Below are 14,506 nucleotides of genomic sequence, written 5' to 3'. Positions count from 1 at the left end.
CAGTAAAGATCCGAAGGGAGGTAACCTAAGTGATTCAACAAGAAAGTCGTTTAAAAGTTGCCGACAACTCAGGTGCTAAAGAAGTATTAACTATCAAAGTACTAGGTGGTTCTGGCCGTAAAACTGCTAACATCGGTGATGTTATTGTTTGTACAGTTAAGAAAGCAACACCAGGTGGCGTTGTCAAGAAAGGCGAAGTAGTAAAAGCTGTTATCGTACGTACTAAATCAGGCGTACGTCGTAAAGACGGTACTTACATCAAATTTGACGAAAACGCATGTGTAATCATCCGTGATGATAAATCACCACGCGGAACTCGTATTTTCGGACCTGTTGCACGTGAATTACGTGATGACAACTTCATGAAAATCGTTTCATTAGCTCCGGAAGTTCTTTAATTTCAAGGAAGTGCCAACAAGGAGGTGCGACATAATGCACGTTAAAAAAGGCGATAAAGTAATGGTTATCTCAGGTAAAGATAAAGGCAAAACAGGTGTTATCTTATCTGCGTTCCCTAAAAAAGATCGCGTGTTAGTTGAAGGTGTTAACATCGTTAAAAAACACGTGAAACCAAACCAACTTAATCCACAAGGTGGTATCGTTTCTCAAGAAGCAGCGATCCACGTATCGAACGTAATGCTAATCGACCCTAAATCTGGCGAGCCGACTCGCGTAGGTTTCAAAGTTGAAGATGGCAAAAAAGTTCGTGTAGCAAAAAAATCAGGTAATGTGATCGACTAATTTTTAATAATAGAAGGGAGGTACACACATGAGCCGCCTAAAAGAAAAATATACAAATGAAGTATCATCTGCTCTAATGAGCAAGTTTGAATACACTTCTACTATGCAAGTACCTAAAGTAGAAAAAATCGTAATCAACATGGGTGTTGGTGACGCTGTTCAAAACTCTAAAGTACTAGATGCAGCAGTTGAAGAATTAACATTAATCGCTGGTCAAAAACCAGTTATTACTAAAGCTAAGAAATCTATCGCTGGTTTCCGTCTTCGTGAAGGTATGCCAATCGGTACTAAAGTTACACTTCGTGGTGACCGTATGTACGATTTCCTAGACAAATTAATCTCTATTTCGCTTCCACGTGTACGTGACTTCCGCGGTGTTTCTAAAAAAGCATTCGACGGTCGCGGTAACTACACTCTAGGTGTTAAAGAACAATTAATTTTCCCAGAAATCGATTTCGATAAAGTTTCTAAAGTACGCGGTATGGATATCGTTATCGTAACTACTGCGAACTCTGACGAAGAAGCTCGCGAGTTGTTAACTCAATTCGGTATGCCATTCCAAAAATAAGATAGGAGGGCTAGAACGTGGCTAAAAAATCAATGGTTGTTAAACAACAACGTGCTAAAAAATTTAATGTTCAAGAATACACACGTTGCGAACGCTGTGGTCGTCCGCACTCTGTATACCGTAAATTTAAACTTTGCCGTATTTGTTTCCGTGAACTTGCTTACAAGGGACAAATTCCTGGCGTGAAAAAAGCCAGCTGGTAATCCCCTAAATTGGGAAGGAGGTAAAATGTAATGACTATGACAGATCCAATTGCAGATATGCTTACTCGCATCCGTAATGCGAACATGGTACGTCACGAAAAATTAGAGCTTCCAGCTTCTAACATCAAAAAAGAAATCGCTGAGATTCTTAAACGTGAAGGTTTCGTACGTGACGTTGAGTATATCGAAGATGATAAACAAGGTATTATCCGTATTTTCTTAAAATATGGTCAAAATAACGAACGTGTTATCACAGGTTTAAAACGTATCTCTAAACCAGGTCTACGTGTTTATGCTAAAACTGAAGAAGTGCCAAAAGTTCTTAACGGCTTAGGTATTGCTCTAGTTTCAACATCACAAGGCTTAGTTACAGATAAAGAAGCTCGCGCTAAAAAAGTTGGCGGCGAAGTTCTAGCTTACGTTTGGTAATTAGCAACAAAAGAATGGAGGTGCAATAAGAAATGTCTCGTATTGGTAAAAAAATCATCGAGGTGCCTGCAGGAGTTACAGTTACAGTGGATGCTGAAAACGTAGCAACTGTTAAAGGTCCGAAAGGCGAATTAGTTCGTGCTTTCCACAAAGATATGAAAATCGAGCAAGAAGGTAACGTAATTACTGTAGTACGTCCTTCTGACTCAAAAGAACACCGTACAAATCATGGTACAACTCGTGCTCTTTTAGCTAACATGGTAACTGGCGTATCTGCTGGTTTCGAGAAAGCTTTAGAACTTGTCGGTGTAGGTTACCGTGCTCAATTGCAAGGTAAAAAATTAGTTCTTAACGTTGGTTACTCTCACCCAGTAGAATTTACTCCTGGTGAAGGTATCGAAATCGAAGTACCTGCTAACACAAAAGTTATCGTTAAAGGTATTTCTAAAGAACAAGTTGGTGCTCTAGCATCTAACATCCGTGACGTACGTCCTCCAGAACCTTACAAAGGTAAAGGGATTCGTTATGAAGGCGAATACGTTCGTCGTAAAGAAGGTAAAACAGGTAAATAATGCTGTATAAGCATTAGAAAGGAGTGACCTTTAGTGATTACGAAACAAGATAAAAATCAAGTTCGTAAAAAACGTCATGCTCGCGTACGTGCTAAAGTTTCTGGTACAACTCAACGTCCACGTTTAAACGTTTACCGTTCAAACAAACACATTTACGCTCAACTTATTGACGATATTCAAGGTGTTACACTAGTATCTGCTTCAACTATGGAAACTGGTTTTGAAGGTACTACAAGCAACACTGAAGCTGCTACAAAAGTTGGCGAAGCTATCGCTAAAAAAGCTGCTGACAAAAACATCAAAGCGGTTGTATTCGACCGTGGCGGTTACTTATATCACGGACGCGTACAAGCTTTAGCTGAAGCTGCACGTGAAAATGGTTTAGAATTTTAATAAGAAGGAGGTTCACATTCAATGGGTCACATTATTGACGCAAACAGTCTTGAACTTGAAGAACGCGTAGTTACTATTAACCGCGTTGCTAAAGTTGTTAAAGGTGGACGTCGTTTCCGCTTTACTGCATTAGTTGTTGTCGGAGATCGCAATGGCCATGTAGGTTTTGGTACAGGTAAAGCACAAGAAGTACCTGATGCTATTCGCAAAGCTGTAGAAGATGCGAAGAAAAACTTAATCGAAGTTCCACGTGTAGGTGGTACAACTCCTCACTTAGTGATGGGTAAATTCGGTGCAGGTAACATCATGATTAAACCTGCTTCTCCTGGTACAGGAGTTATCGCTGGTGGTCCAGTACGTGCCGTACTAGAACTTGCTGGTATTACAGATATCTTATCTAAATCTTTAGGATCTAACACACCAATCAATATGGTTCGTGCTACAATCCAAGGTTTATCTGAACTAAAACAAGCTGAAGAAGTTGCAAAACTTCGTGGTAAATCAGTAGAAGAACTTTTAGGTTAAGGGAGGGAAATTGACAATGGCAAACAAATTAGCGATTACCCTTACTAAAAGCCCAATCGGTTCTAAACCAGGCCAAAAGAAAACTCTTGAAGCTCTAGGTTTACGTAAAATGCAACAAACTGTTGAACATGCTGACAACGTCGCTGTTCGCGGTCAAATTGCAAAAGTAGCACACTTAGTAACTGTTACTGAAAATTAATCTTTTATCTTACAATAAGGAGGTGCCTCTAATGAAACTTCATGAATTACAACCAGCTGCTGGTTCACGTAAAGTACGTAACCGCGTAGGTCGTGGTATCGCAACAGGTAACGGTAAAACTTCTGGTCGCGGTCACAAAGGTCAAAAAGCCCGTTCAGGCGGTGGCGTACGCCCTGGCTTCGAAGGTGGTCAAAATCCATTATTCCGTCGTTTACCAAAACGCGGTTTCACAAACATTAACCGTAAAGAATTCGCTATCGTGAATCTTGACGCTTTAAATCGTTTTGAAGATGGCACAGAAGTAACACCAGCTTTACTTGTTGAAACTGGCGTTGTGAGCAATGAAAAATCAGGTATTAAAGTTTTAGGTAACGGTTCTGTTACAACTAAACTTACTGTGAAAGCTCACAAATTCTCTGCTTCTGCTAAAGAAGCTATTGAAGCTGCTGGCGGAAACATTGAGGTGATCTAATGTTTCAGACTATCGCTAACCTATTCCGCGTTAGAGATATCCGAAATAAGATCATTTTCACACTTTTGATGTTGGTGATTTTCCGTATAGGAACATTTATCCCGGTACCAAATGTGGATGCAGATGTATTAAAGCAAACCGATGAACAAAGTTTAGTCGGTTTCCTTAATATGTTTGGTGGGGGAGCTCTCCAGAACTTCTCTATTTTCGCGATGGGAATTATGCCTTATATTACGGCATCAATCATCGTTCAACTGTTACAAATGGATGTTGTGAAAAAGTTCACTGAGTGGTCAAAACAAGGTGAAGTTGGGCGTAAGAAAAGTGCTCGATTTACACGATACTTTGCAATTGTCCTAGCATTCATTCAATCTATCGCTATGTCATATGGTTTCAACCGTATGTATAGCGGTATGTTGATTAGTGAAGAAGGTTTTTTAACTTATCTTACAATTGCCATTGTGTTAACTGCTGGAACAGCATTTCTATTGTGGTTAGGCGAACAGATTACTGAAAAAGGTGTGGGAAATGGTATTTCCATTATCATCTTCGCGGGGATCGTTGCAGCATTACCAAATACAGTTAATCAAATCTATGCTCAAGAATTTGAAAATGCTGGGGATCAATTGTTCCTTAACATTGTCAAATTTGCGCTTATTGCTTTAGTTGTTTTAGCTATTGTTGTTGGAGTTATCTACTTCGAACGTGCAAGTCGTAAAATTCCAATTCAATACTCTAAAGGTTCTGGTGGCAATATTCGTGGAGCGCAAAAATCCCACCTACCACTTAAAGTTAATGCAGCTGGGGTTATCCCAGTAATCTTCGCTGTTGCATTTATCGTAACACCTAGAACAATTGCATCTTTCTTTGGTGATGGTGAGGTTGCTACTTTCATTCAGAACACTTTTGATTATTCAAAACCTGTTGGTATGATAATCTACGTTGCATTGATTATTGCATTCGCATATTTCTATGCATTCGTTCAAGTGAATCCTGAGAAGGTAGCAGATAACTTGAAGAATCAAGGCGCTTATATTCCAGGGATTCGTCCAGGGAAGAATACAGAGTCGTATCTTACAAGTGTGTTATATCGCTTAACGTTTGTAGGGTCAATTTACTTATCAATTGTTGCTGTGTTACCGATTTTATTCGTTAACATTGGGGGTCTTCCACAATCAGCACAAATTGGCGGTACAAGTTTAATCATCGTTGTGGGCGTAGCTCTTCAAACAATGACTCAACTTGAATCACAATTAACTAAACGACACTATAAAGGTTTTATGAAATAACTTTGGTTGGCTTGGGGGCATTTTCGGATGTTCCTGATACAACCATAAATTATATATTGGAGGATTTACCGTATGAATATCGTTTTAATGGGTCTTCCTGGTGCCGGTAAAGGTACTCAAGCAGACAAAATTATTGAAAAGTACGACATTCCTCATATCTCTACAGGCGATATGTTCCGTGCCGCTATGAAAAATGGCACAGAACTTGGCTTAGAAGCGAAATCTTACATCGATAAAGGTGCTCTTGTACCTGATGAAGTGACGATTGGTATCGTTCGTGAACGCTTAGCTGAACCTGACTGCAATCAAGGATTCCTACTAGATGGTTTCCCACGTACAATTGAACAAGCTGAAGCTTTAGATCAAATCTTAGCAGATCTTGGACGCAAAGTTGAAGACGTGATTAACATTAAGGTAGACCAAGATGAATTGGTTAAACGCTTAACAGGTCGTCGTATTTGTAAAGTATGTGGCTCGTCTTATCACTTAGTTTTCAACCCACCAAAAGTTGAAGGCGTATGTGACAAAGATGGAGGAGAACTTTATCAACGCGCAGACGATAATCTAGAAACGGTTTCTAATCGTCTAGAAGTAAACATCAAACAATCTCAACCATTGCTTGATTTTTATAACAAAAAACAAATTTTAACAGATATTGACGGTCAGAAAGATATCAATGATGTCTTTGCTGATGTTGACGCTCTTTTAAAGAGCAGCCGCAACTAATACCCGAGTCTCGGGCGCAGGAAACTCTGCCTCGGCAAGGAAACGTGCTGCGGTAGCAAAACGGAATTTAAATTTCGAGAGCTGCAAAAGCATATTGTGCCCGGTCTATGCACTGATGAATTATTGTATCGTTCGAAGGATTCCCTTTGTCCTTGATGCAATATTAATTCTGAAGGGGTATAATGGGTTTCGTGTAAAGTATCTGTAGATTACAGGTATGCACAGATCTCATCCAAGGATATACATTCCAAGTGATCGCGTTGACATTATGGATACTGATTCTGGGATTTTTTCCAGGGATGTGAGATCGAACCCAGACGTCTTTCGAACATCTCTCATATAATCCAAACATATGTTAGACGAGTATTTCACAAGAACACTTGGCTGAATTCGTTTGAATTTAACGATGAGAACCTGCATTGCATATAGAAGGGAGACAGGCTCGATGGCGAAAGACGATGTAATTGAAATCGAAGGCACAGTTCTTGAAACTTTGCCAAACGCGATGTTTAAGGTAGAATTAGAAAATGGACATACAGTTCTTGCTCACGTGAGTGGCAAAATCCGTATGCACTTTATCCGCATTCTTCCTGGAGATAAAGTAACAATTGAATTATCTCCATATGACTTAACTCGCGGTCGTATCACATACCGTTTTAAATAATCTTTTGCACTCCGGACCACTAAGGAGGTTAGGTAAGATGAAAGTAAGACCATCTGTGAAACCAATCTGCGAAAAATGTAAAGTTATTCGCCGACGTGGTAAAGTAATGGTAATCTGTGAAAATCCTAAACACAAACAAAAACAAGGATAATAATAAAGGAGGTGCACATCGTACATGGCACGTATTGCTGGTGTTGATATTCCACGCGAAAAACGCGTTGTAATTTCATTAACTTACATCTACGGTATCGGTAACGCTACAGCTAAACAAGTATTAGCTGGTGCTGGCGTTGACGAAAACATCCGTGTTAAAGATCTAACTGAAGATCAATTAAACAAAATCCGTGAACAATTAGACACATATAAAGTAGAGGGTGACTTACGTCGCGAAATCTCTCTTAATATCAAACGTCTAATGGAAATCGGTTCATTACGTGGTATCCGCCACCGTCGCGGTTTACCTGTTCGTGGTCAACATACGAAGAACAATGCTCGTACTCGTAAAGGTCCTCGTAAAACTGTAGCGAACAAGAAAAAATAATTAAGTAAAGGAGGTCACGCATAACAATGGCACGTAAACAACAATCTCGTAAACGTCGTGTGAAAAAGAATATCGAAGCTGGTATTGCTCACATCCGTTCTACTTTCAACAACACAATTGTTACTATTACAGATGTACAAGGTAACGCAATTTCATGGTCATCAGCTGGTGCTCTAGGTTTCCGTGGTTCACGTAAATCTACTCCATTCGCTTCTCAAATGGCTTCAGAAGCTGCTGCTAAAACTGCAATGGAACATGGTTTAAAAACTCTTGAAGTAACTGTTAAAGGTCCTGGTGCTGGCCGTGAAGCTGCAATCCGTGCACTTCAATCAGCTGGTTTAGAAGTTACAGCTATCAGAGACGTAACTCCAGTACCTCATAACGGTTGCCGCCCACCAAAACGTCGTCGTGTATAATTAATAGTTGCAACTTAATCTAGAATTAAGTTAAACTATCATATGCACTAACTTTGTATTAGGACAATCTTATTTGATTGACATTCGATTTTAACAAACAAATGATGGATTGATACCATACATTCGATGTTTTATTAAGGAGGGTAAATTGAATGATCGAAATTGAAAAACCAAAGATTGAAACCGTTGAGATCAGTGATGATTTAAAATACGGCAAGTTTGTTGTGGAGCCACTTGAACGTGGTTATGGAACTACTTTGGGAAATTCACTACGTCGTATCCTTCTGTCTTCTTTACCAGGAGCTGCTGTTACATCAATTCAAATTGACGGCGTACTACACGAATTCTCTACTATTGAGGGTGTCGTAGAAGATGTTGCTTCAATTATTTTGAATCTTAAAAAGCTAGCTTTAAAAATTTACTCTGATGAAGAAAAAGTCATTGAAATTGATTTCAAAGGCTCAGGAGTGATTACTGCCGCTGATATTACTCACGACAGTGACGTAGAAATTTTAAACCCAGATCTATACATTGCAACTGTTGCTAATAATGGTCATCTTCGCATGCGTATGTATGCACAACGTGGACGTGGATACACTCCAGCTGATCAAAACAAACGCGAGGATCTTCCTATCGGCGTTATCCCGATCGACTCTATTTACACTCCAGTATCACGCGTCAACTTCACAGTGGAAAATACTCGTGTTGGTCAATCGACTGACTTCGACAAACTTTCACTTGATGTATGGACAGATGGCAGCATCGGTCCTAAAGAGGCGATTTCGCTCGGAGCAAAAATTTTAACCGAGCACTTAAACATCTTCGTTGGTTTAACTGATGAAGCGCAAACTGCTGAAATCATGGTTGAAAAAGAAGAAGACCAAAAAGAAAAAGTTCTTGAGATGACTATCGAGGAATTAGATCTTTCTGTTCGTTCTTACAACTGTCTGAAACGCGCTGGCATTAATACTGTTCTTGAACTTGCTAACAAGTCTGAAGACGATATGATGAAAGTACGTAACTTAGGACGTAAATCATTAGAAGAAGTAAAAGCGAAGTTAGAAGAGCTTGGTTTAGGGTTACGTGAAGAAGACTAAGCATAACTTTTAAATAATATAAATTTTACGATCAGTAATTGAACAAAGGAGGGAAATATCCATGGGTTACAGAAAACTTGGCCGTACAAGTTCTCAACGTAAAGCGATGCTTCGCGATTTAGCAACAGACTTAATCGTTAACGAACGCATCCAAACAACAGAAACTCGTGCAAAAGAATTACGTTCAGTAGTTGAAAAAATGATTACTCTAGGTAAACGCGGTGACTTACACGCTCGTCGTCAAGCTGCAGCATTTATCCGTCGTGAGTTAGCTACTACAACTGACGCTGAAGGTAACGAACAAACTGTTTTCGCACTTCAAAAGTTATTTGATGATGTAGCTCCACGCTACGCTGACCGTCAAGGCGGTTATACTCGCATTATGAAAGTTGGTCCACGTCGTGGTGACGGTGCACCAGTAGTTGTGATTGAATTAGTTTAATCTTAACTAATGCGGTGGAGGGTGTACTGTTCGCATCAAATGAACTTTGCACCCTCTTTTTTTAAAAACCAAAATGATTTATACGACAATATAAAAAGCTGAGTGTTATGATGAGCAGTTGAGGCTGTCTCGTTTAGCTCTACGCACCCCATCCACTTATAGGTCTGAGCAACCTATAAGGAGACTTTCGATTTTTGCGCGTTTCTCTGGATGGGGTGCGCGCTTTTTTTATTTATTTTAAAATATGACACCTAAACGACTTTGTCTCTTGTGGCAAAGTCGTTTCTTTTTGTATAGAATAGCTATAAATAGTGAGCTCAGTTAGAATGTAGAGTAGAGAATTGTCGAGCAAGAGAGGAGTTTCAACATGGATGAAATACTATCACTAAAAAATATTGCATTTACATACACACCTGATCAGCCAGAAGTGAAAAATGCAGTAGAAGATGTTTCCTTTACAGTTTATGAAGGGGAATGGATTGCTATTGTTGGGCATAATGGTTCTGGAAAGTCCACGTTAGCACGTATTATTAATGGGTTATTATTTCCACAACAAGGAAGCGTTAGTGTACTAGACCAACCAATGAATGAAGAGAATCTTTGGGATATTCGTTCAAAAATGGGGATGGTATTCCAAAATCCCGATAATCAATTTGTTGGTGCAACAGTACAAGATGATGTTGCATTTGCTTTAGAAAATAATGGCGTACCGCATAAAGAAATGGTGCAACGTGTGCACGAAGCATTAGCTCAAGTGAAAATGGAGGATTTTTTAGATAATGAGCCACAACATTTATCCGGTGGTCAAAAGCAACGTGTCGCAATTGCAGGTGCCTTGGCATTACGTCCACGTATTTTAATTTTAGATGAAGCAACATCGATGTTGGATCCGCAAGGGCGCGCAGAAGTTTTAAATACTGTTCATAAGCTACGTGAAGAAACTGGATTAACAGTATTATCAATTACACACGACTTGGAAGAAGCAATGCTTGCAGATCGTTTACTGTTCATGAATGGTGGTCGAAAGTTTGCAGAGGGAACACCACAGCAAATTTTTGATTTAGGAGATGAACTTGTTAAATTAGGATTAGATTTACCATTTCCAATTAAAATGGTTAAGCTATTACAGCAACAGGGAGTCACACTTGAAGGTGGCTATATGACAGAAGAAGAGTTGGTGAATGATATATGGATATCGAACTTCAAAAAGTAAGTTATAGCTATGGTGTGGGCACTCCTTTTGAAAAGCGTGCGTTATTTGATGTTGATTTATTAATCCCTAGTGGAAGTTATCAAGCGATTATTGGTCATACAGGTTCGGGAAAATCAACCATTCTACAGCATTTAAATGCATTGTTGAAGCCTACTGAAGGTACAGTACGAATTGGTAGTGCAATTATTGAATCTAAAAAGAAACCCAAAGATTTACGTCCCGTTCGTCAAAAAGTTGGGATTGTGTTTCAATTTCCTGAGCATCAATTGTTTGAAGAAACGGTGCTAAAGGATATTATGTTTGGCCCAATGAATTTTGGTGTTGATGAAAAAGAAGCTGAGGAACGAGCACGTAAAATGTCCAATCTTGTTGGATTACCAGAAGAAGTGCTTGAAAAATCACCATTCGATCTATCAGGTGGTCAAATGCGTCGTGTGGCGATTGCAGGTGTACTTGCAATGAAACCAGATGTCATTGTACTGGATGAGCCAACTGCTGGTCTTGATCCACGTGGTCGAAAAGAAATCATGGAATTGTTTTATAAATTGTATAAAGAACAAAACTTAACAATGATTCTCGTAACACATAGCATGGAAGATGCAGCACGTTATGCAGACCACATTGCCATTATGTATAATGGGCGCTGTGTATTAACAGGAAAGCCACTCGAAATTTTTAGTGATGCGAAAAAACTTGCTGAGTTTCGTTTGGAAGTACCGCATATCATTCGTTTTCAGAAGCGTTTAGAGGCTCGTTTAGGCTTTTCTCTTCCAAAGCTTTGTCTAACAGAGGAAGAACTCGCAGAAACGCTTGCAAAGGCTGTTAAGGAGCGTGAGCAATAATGGGTAAAATGATTTTTGGACGCTTCTTACCAGGAGATTCAATTGTGCACAAAATGGATCCACGTGCGAAGTTATTATTTGTTTTTATTTTTATTGTTGCCGTATTCTTAGCAAATAATGTGTGGTCATATGCGGTACTATTAGCATTTACATTTCTTGTGATGACTATATCGAAAATTAAATTACGTTACTTAATCAACGGCTTAAAGCCTGTCATGATACTACTTGTATTTACATTGTTTATTCATGTCTTCTTCACAAAAGGTGGCGCCGTTTTAGTGGATTGGAAATTTATTGAGATTCATGAAGAGGGGCTACGACAAGGGATATTTATTTCAATTCGTTTCCTTGTATTAGTGTTTATGACATCTATTTTAACGTTAACAACATCACCGATTGCCATTACAGATGGTATGGAAATGTTATTAAATCCGTTTAAAAAAATAAAATTACCTGTGCATGAGCTGGCGTTGATGATGTCGATTGCGCTACGCTTTATTCCAACACTAATGGATGAAACCGATAAAATCATGAAGGCTCAGATGGCACGTGGATCGGATATGACTTCTGGACCGATTAAAGACCGTATTAAAGCGGTGGTGCCTTTACTTGTTCCACTCTTTGTTAGTGCCTTTAAGCGTGCAGAAGATTTAGCAACAGCTATGGAAGTACGAGGATATCGCGGGGGCGACGGTCGTACGCGTTATCGTCAGTTGAAATGGAATCTTCGAGATACATTAGCACTTGTCGTATTAGTGCTAGTAATAGGATTACTCGTATTTTTACGCAATTAGGAGGGCAATATGCGACGTTTGAAAGCAACGATTTCATATGATGGTACAAATTTTGCTGGGTATCAAGTACAACCAAATCAGCGTACTGTGCAAGAAGAAATCGAAAAAGTATTAACAAGAATGCATAAAAGTAAAGAAACGATTCATGTGACGGCAAGTGGGCGTACAGATGCACGCGTACATGCGTTAGGTCAGGTGCTACATTTTGATACGACATTAACGATTCCTGTAGATCGTTACGTAACAGCACTAAATGTCCAACTACCACATGATATTCGTTTTCTAAAAATAGAAGAGGTTGCTGAAGACTTCCACGCACGTTACAGCGTACACGGAAAGCAATATCGATATATTTGGTCATGTGAAAAAATTTTAAATCCATTCCGTCGATATTACACGACAGCAACAAATGGTCATAAACCAGATATCGCAAGGATGAAAGAAGCTACTCAGTATATTATTGGCACACATGATTTTTCTTGCTTCTGCGCTGCCAACACGGGAGTGAAGGATAAAGTTCGTACAGTAGAGGCATTAGACTTTGAATGGCACGGTGAAGAGTTACACATGATTATTCGAGGAAATGGATTCTTGTATAATATGGTGAGAATTATTGCCGGAACTTTGTGGGAAGTAGGAATTTCTAAGCGAGAACCAGCAGAAATTGAACAAATTGTGGCATCGATGAATCGGAAGACCGCTGGTAAAACCGCGGCGCCACAAGGTTTATACCTAGAAAAAGTACATTATCCAAATTAGAACAACATCGCCTAGTGTTTTTTTGAAAATGCTTGACTTAAGTTGCTCAGTGTTATAAGATGATGTATGGTATTTTCATTACCCCACAAGATAAGCCCCGAATCTTTTCTTATGAGGATAAAGAAAACAATTGGAACAGATTTTATAGAATTAGAATTAATATTGAAATTGTAGGAGGATACTAACAATGATGCGTACAACATTCATGGCAAAAGGCCACGAAGTAGAACGTAAATGGTATGTTGTTGACGCTGAAGGCCAAACTCTTGGTCGCTTAGCTTCAGAAGTAGCAGCTATTTTACGTGGTAAAAATAAACCAACATTCACACCTAACGTTGACACAGGTGATCATGTAATCATCATCAACGCTGAAAAAATCCAATTAACAGGTAACAAATTACAAGGTAAAATTTATTACCGTCACACTCAATACTCAGGCGGTTTAAAACAACGTACTGCAGGCGAAATGAAAGAAAAATACCCTGTACAAATGCTTGAATTAGCTGTAAAAGGCATGCTTCCTAAAAACTCTTTAGGTCGTCAAACTTTCACAAAATTACACGTATATGCTGGCGCTGAACACCCACACGCTGCACAACAACCAGAAGCTTATACGCTTCGCGGATAATTATTAGAGGAGGACAATATCTTGGCACAAGTTCAATATATCGGCACAGGCCGTCGTAAAAGCTCTACTGCCCGCGTACGTTTAGTACCAGGCGAAGGCAAAATCGTAATCAACAATCGCGCAGTTGAAAACTACGTACCATTCGAAACTTTACGCGAAATTATCAAACAACCATTAGTAGCAACTGAAACTCTTGGAAGCTATGACATTTTTGTAAATGTTAACGGTGGTGGTTTCACAGGTCAAGCTGGCGCTATCCGCCACGGTATCGCTCGTGCGTTACTAACAGTTGACCCTGATTTCCGTCCAGCACTTAAATCTGCAGGTTTACTTACTCGTGACCCTCGTATGAAAGAACGTAAAAAACCAGGTCTACGCGGCGCTCGTCGTGCACCTCAGTTCTCAAAACGTTAATCTTTCGTTTACAGAATACAAAAACCACTCTCTTATGGGAGTGGTTTTTCTTATTTCTTTTAATGTTAATTATTTACTTTTATCTCAAAATTAGTTATGATTTGATAAACATATTTTAAATTTGATTATTGGAGGATTACTTATGGTTGTAAAATTTGATATTGGTTCGACAGCAACATTTTCAAAGACAATTAGTGAATTTGATGTTTATCAATTCGCAGGTATTTCAGGTGATTTAAATCCGATACATATTAATAAAATTGCAGGTGAAGCATCAATCTTTAAAGACCGCGTTGCACATGGGATGCTTGTATCTTCGTTAATTTCAACAACAATCGGTATGAAGCTTCCTGGTGAAGGTACAATTTATCTAGGTCAAAATTTAAAATTTACACGCCCGGTTTATATTGGCGACACCGTAACAGCTAAGGTTGAAGTTGCGGAATTCATTAAAAAAGATATTGTAAAACTACTAACAACAGTAACAAATCAGCATGGTAAAACAGTTGTTGAAGGCGATGCTGTTGTGAAAGTTCCAATTGAAGAATAAAAAAACGGAATCGCTTAGTGCGATTCCGT

General features: G+C 39.2%; 25 protein-coding genes. All 25 read left to right on the top strand.

Annotated elements, in window-relative coordinates; all coding sequences use genetic code 11:
• Positions 1–29: 29 nt before the first annotated feature.
• Positions 30–398, top strand: coding sequence for a 50S ribosomal protein L14 (gene rplN / locus KTHG_RS18595; protein ID WP_029500588.1), 369 nt, complete (start codon positions 30–32; stop codon positions 396–398).
• Between the two features lie 34 nt (positions 399–432).
• Entirely contained in the window at positions 433–741 is a 309-nt protein-coding gene (gene rplX / locus KTHG_RS18590) for a 50S ribosomal protein L24 (RefSeq protein ID WP_126991962.1), read from the top strand.
• Between the two features lie 28 nt (positions 742–769).
• Positions 770–1,309 carry a 50S ribosomal protein L5 gene (gene rplE, locus KTHG_RS18585; protein WP_126991961.1) on the top strand — a complete coding sequence of 180 codons (540 nt, stop codon included), beginning with the start codon at positions 770–772 and terminating at the stop codon, positions 1,307–1,309.
• A 17-nt stretch (positions 1,310–1,326) separates the two neighbouring features.
• A complete protein-coding gene (locus KTHG_RS18580) occupies positions 1,327–1,512 on the top strand; it encodes a type Z 30S ribosomal protein S14 (protein ID WP_029500585.1) in 186 nt (61 codons plus the stop codon).
• A gap of 30 nt (positions 1,513–1,542) precedes the next feature.
• The gene (gene rpsH, locus KTHG_RS18575) at positions 1,543–1,941 is read left to right on the top strand and encodes a 30S ribosomal protein S8 (protein WP_029500584.1); all 399 of its coding nucleotides are present in this window, start codon (positions 1,543–1,545) and stop codon (positions 1,939–1,941) included.
• Positions 1,942–1,973: 32 nt separating this feature from the next.
• Complete coding sequence (gene rplF, locus KTHG_RS18570) at positions 1,974–2,513, top strand: 50S ribosomal protein L6 (RefSeq protein WP_126991960.1); 540 nt, start codon at positions 1,974–1,976, stop codon at positions 2,511–2,513.
• A 33-nt stretch (positions 2,514–2,546) separates the two neighbouring features.
• Entirely contained in the window at positions 2,547–2,906 is a 360-nt protein-coding gene (gene rplR / locus KTHG_RS18565) for a 50S ribosomal protein L18 (RefSeq protein ID WP_126991959.1), read from the top strand.
• Between the two features lie 21 nt (positions 2,907–2,927).
• Positions 2,928–3,431 carry a 30S ribosomal protein S5 gene (gene rpsE, locus KTHG_RS18560; protein WP_126991958.1) on the top strand — a complete coding sequence of 168 codons (504 nt, stop codon included), beginning with the start codon at positions 2,928–2,930 and terminating at the stop codon, positions 3,429–3,431.
• A 16-nt stretch (positions 3,432–3,447) separates the two neighbouring features.
• Positions 3,448–3,630, top strand: coding sequence for a 50S ribosomal protein L30 (rpmD, locus tag KTHG_RS18555; RefSeq protein WP_029500580.1), 183 nt, complete (start codon positions 3,448–3,450; stop codon positions 3,628–3,630).
• A 31-nt stretch (positions 3,631–3,661) separates the two neighbouring features.
• Complete coding sequence (gene rplO / locus KTHG_RS18550; RefSeq protein WP_126991957.1) at positions 3,662–4,102, top strand: 50S ribosomal protein L15; 441 nt, start codon at positions 3,662–3,664, stop codon at positions 4,100–4,102.
• Positions 4,102–5,391: a preprotein translocase subunit SecY gene (gene secY / locus KTHG_RS18545; RefSeq protein WP_126991956.1), complete on the top strand. Its 1,290-nt coding sequence runs from the start codon at positions 4,102–4,104 to the stop codon at positions 5,389–5,391. The genes rplO and secY overlap by 1 nt, the downstream gene beginning before the upstream one ends.
• Positions 5,392–5,463: 72 nt before the next feature.
• Entirely contained in the window at positions 5,464–6,117 is a 654-nt protein-coding gene (locus tag KTHG_RS18540) for an adenylate kinase (protein WP_126991955.1), read from the top strand.
• A 445-nt stretch (positions 6,118–6,562) separates the two neighbouring features.
• The gene (gene infA, locus KTHG_RS18535; RefSeq protein WP_010290388.1) at positions 6,563–6,781 is read left to right on the top strand and encodes a translation initiation factor IF-1; all 219 of its coding nucleotides are present in this window, start codon (positions 6,563–6,565) and stop codon (positions 6,779–6,781) included.
• A 37-nt stretch (positions 6,782–6,818) separates the two neighbouring features.
• A complete protein-coding gene (gene rpmJ, locus KTHG_RS18530; RefSeq protein ID WP_000868344.1) occupies positions 6,819–6,932 on the top strand; it encodes a 50S ribosomal protein L36 in 114 nt (37 codons plus the stop codon).
• A 24-nt stretch (positions 6,933–6,956) separates the two neighbouring features.
• Positions 6,957–7,322: a 30S ribosomal protein S13 gene (gene rpsM / locus KTHG_RS18525; RefSeq protein WP_029500576.1), complete on the top strand. Its 366-nt coding sequence runs from the start codon at positions 6,957–6,959 to the stop codon at positions 7,320–7,322.
• Between the two features lie 26 nt (positions 7,323–7,348).
• Entirely contained in the window at positions 7,349–7,738 is a 390-nt protein-coding gene (gene rpsK / locus KTHG_RS18520; protein WP_126991954.1) for a 30S ribosomal protein S11, read from the top strand.
• A 152-nt stretch (positions 7,739–7,890) separates the two neighbouring features.
• Entirely contained in the window at positions 7,891–8,835 is a 945-nt protein-coding gene (locus KTHG_RS18515; RefSeq protein ID WP_010290382.1) for a DNA-directed RNA polymerase subunit alpha, read from the top strand.
• Positions 8,836–8,896: 61 nt separating this feature from the next.
• Positions 8,897–9,277: a 50S ribosomal protein L17 gene (rplQ, locus tag KTHG_RS18510; protein ID WP_010290381.1), complete on the top strand. Its 381-nt coding sequence runs from the start codon at positions 8,897–8,899 to the stop codon at positions 9,275–9,277.
• 367 nt (positions 9,278–9,644) lie between these two features.
• The gene (locus KTHG_RS18505) at positions 9,645–10,490 is read left to right on the top strand and encodes an energy-coupling factor ABC transporter ATP-binding protein (RefSeq protein WP_139995833.1); all 846 of its coding nucleotides are present in this window, start codon (positions 9,645–9,647) and stop codon (positions 10,488–10,490) included.
• Complete coding sequence (locus KTHG_RS18500) at positions 10,466–11,332, top strand: energy-coupling factor ABC transporter ATP-binding protein (protein ID WP_139995831.1); 867 nt, start codon at positions 10,466–10,468, stop codon at positions 11,330–11,332. The genes KTHG_RS18505 and KTHG_RS18500 overlap by 25 nt, the downstream gene beginning before the upstream one ends.
• Positions 11,329–12,126: an energy-coupling factor transporter transmembrane component T family protein gene (locus KTHG_RS18495; protein ID WP_126991951.1), complete on the top strand. Its 798-nt coding sequence runs from the start codon at positions 11,329–11,331 to the stop codon at positions 12,124–12,126. Before KTHG_RS18500 ends, KTHG_RS18495 begins: the two co-directional genes overlap by 4 nt.
• Positions 12,127–12,135: 9 nt before the next feature.
• Positions 12,136–12,885, top strand: coding sequence for a tRNA pseudouridine(38-40) synthase TruA (truA, locus tag KTHG_RS18490; protein WP_139995828.1), 750 nt, complete (start codon positions 12,136–12,138; stop codon positions 12,883–12,885).
• 190 nt (positions 12,886–13,075) lie between these two features.
• The gene (rplM, locus tag KTHG_RS18485; protein WP_126992054.1) at positions 13,076–13,513 is read left to right on the top strand and encodes a 50S ribosomal protein L13; all 438 of its coding nucleotides are present in this window, start codon (positions 13,076–13,078) and stop codon (positions 13,511–13,513) included.
• Positions 13,514–13,534: 21 nt separating this feature from the next.
• Entirely contained in the window at positions 13,535–13,927 is a 393-nt protein-coding gene (rpsI, locus tag KTHG_RS18480) for a 30S ribosomal protein S9 (RefSeq protein WP_126991949.1), read from the top strand.
• A 142-nt stretch (positions 13,928–14,069) separates the two neighbouring features.
• Positions 14,070–14,477, top strand: coding sequence for a MaoC family dehydratase (locus KTHG_RS18475; RefSeq protein WP_126991948.1), 408 nt, complete (start codon positions 14,070–14,072; stop codon positions 14,475–14,477).
• Positions 14,478–14,506: the final 29 nt, after the last annotated feature.

Origin of the sequence: Kurthia sp. Dielmo (assembly GCF_000307285.2) — a bacterium.
Classification (GTDB): domain Bacteria; phylum Bacillota; class Bacilli; order Bacillales_A; family Planococcaceae; genus Kurthia; species Kurthia populi.
Note: the sequence above shows the minus strand (reverse complement) of the source record. Positions and strands in the feature narration are given on the sequence as shown.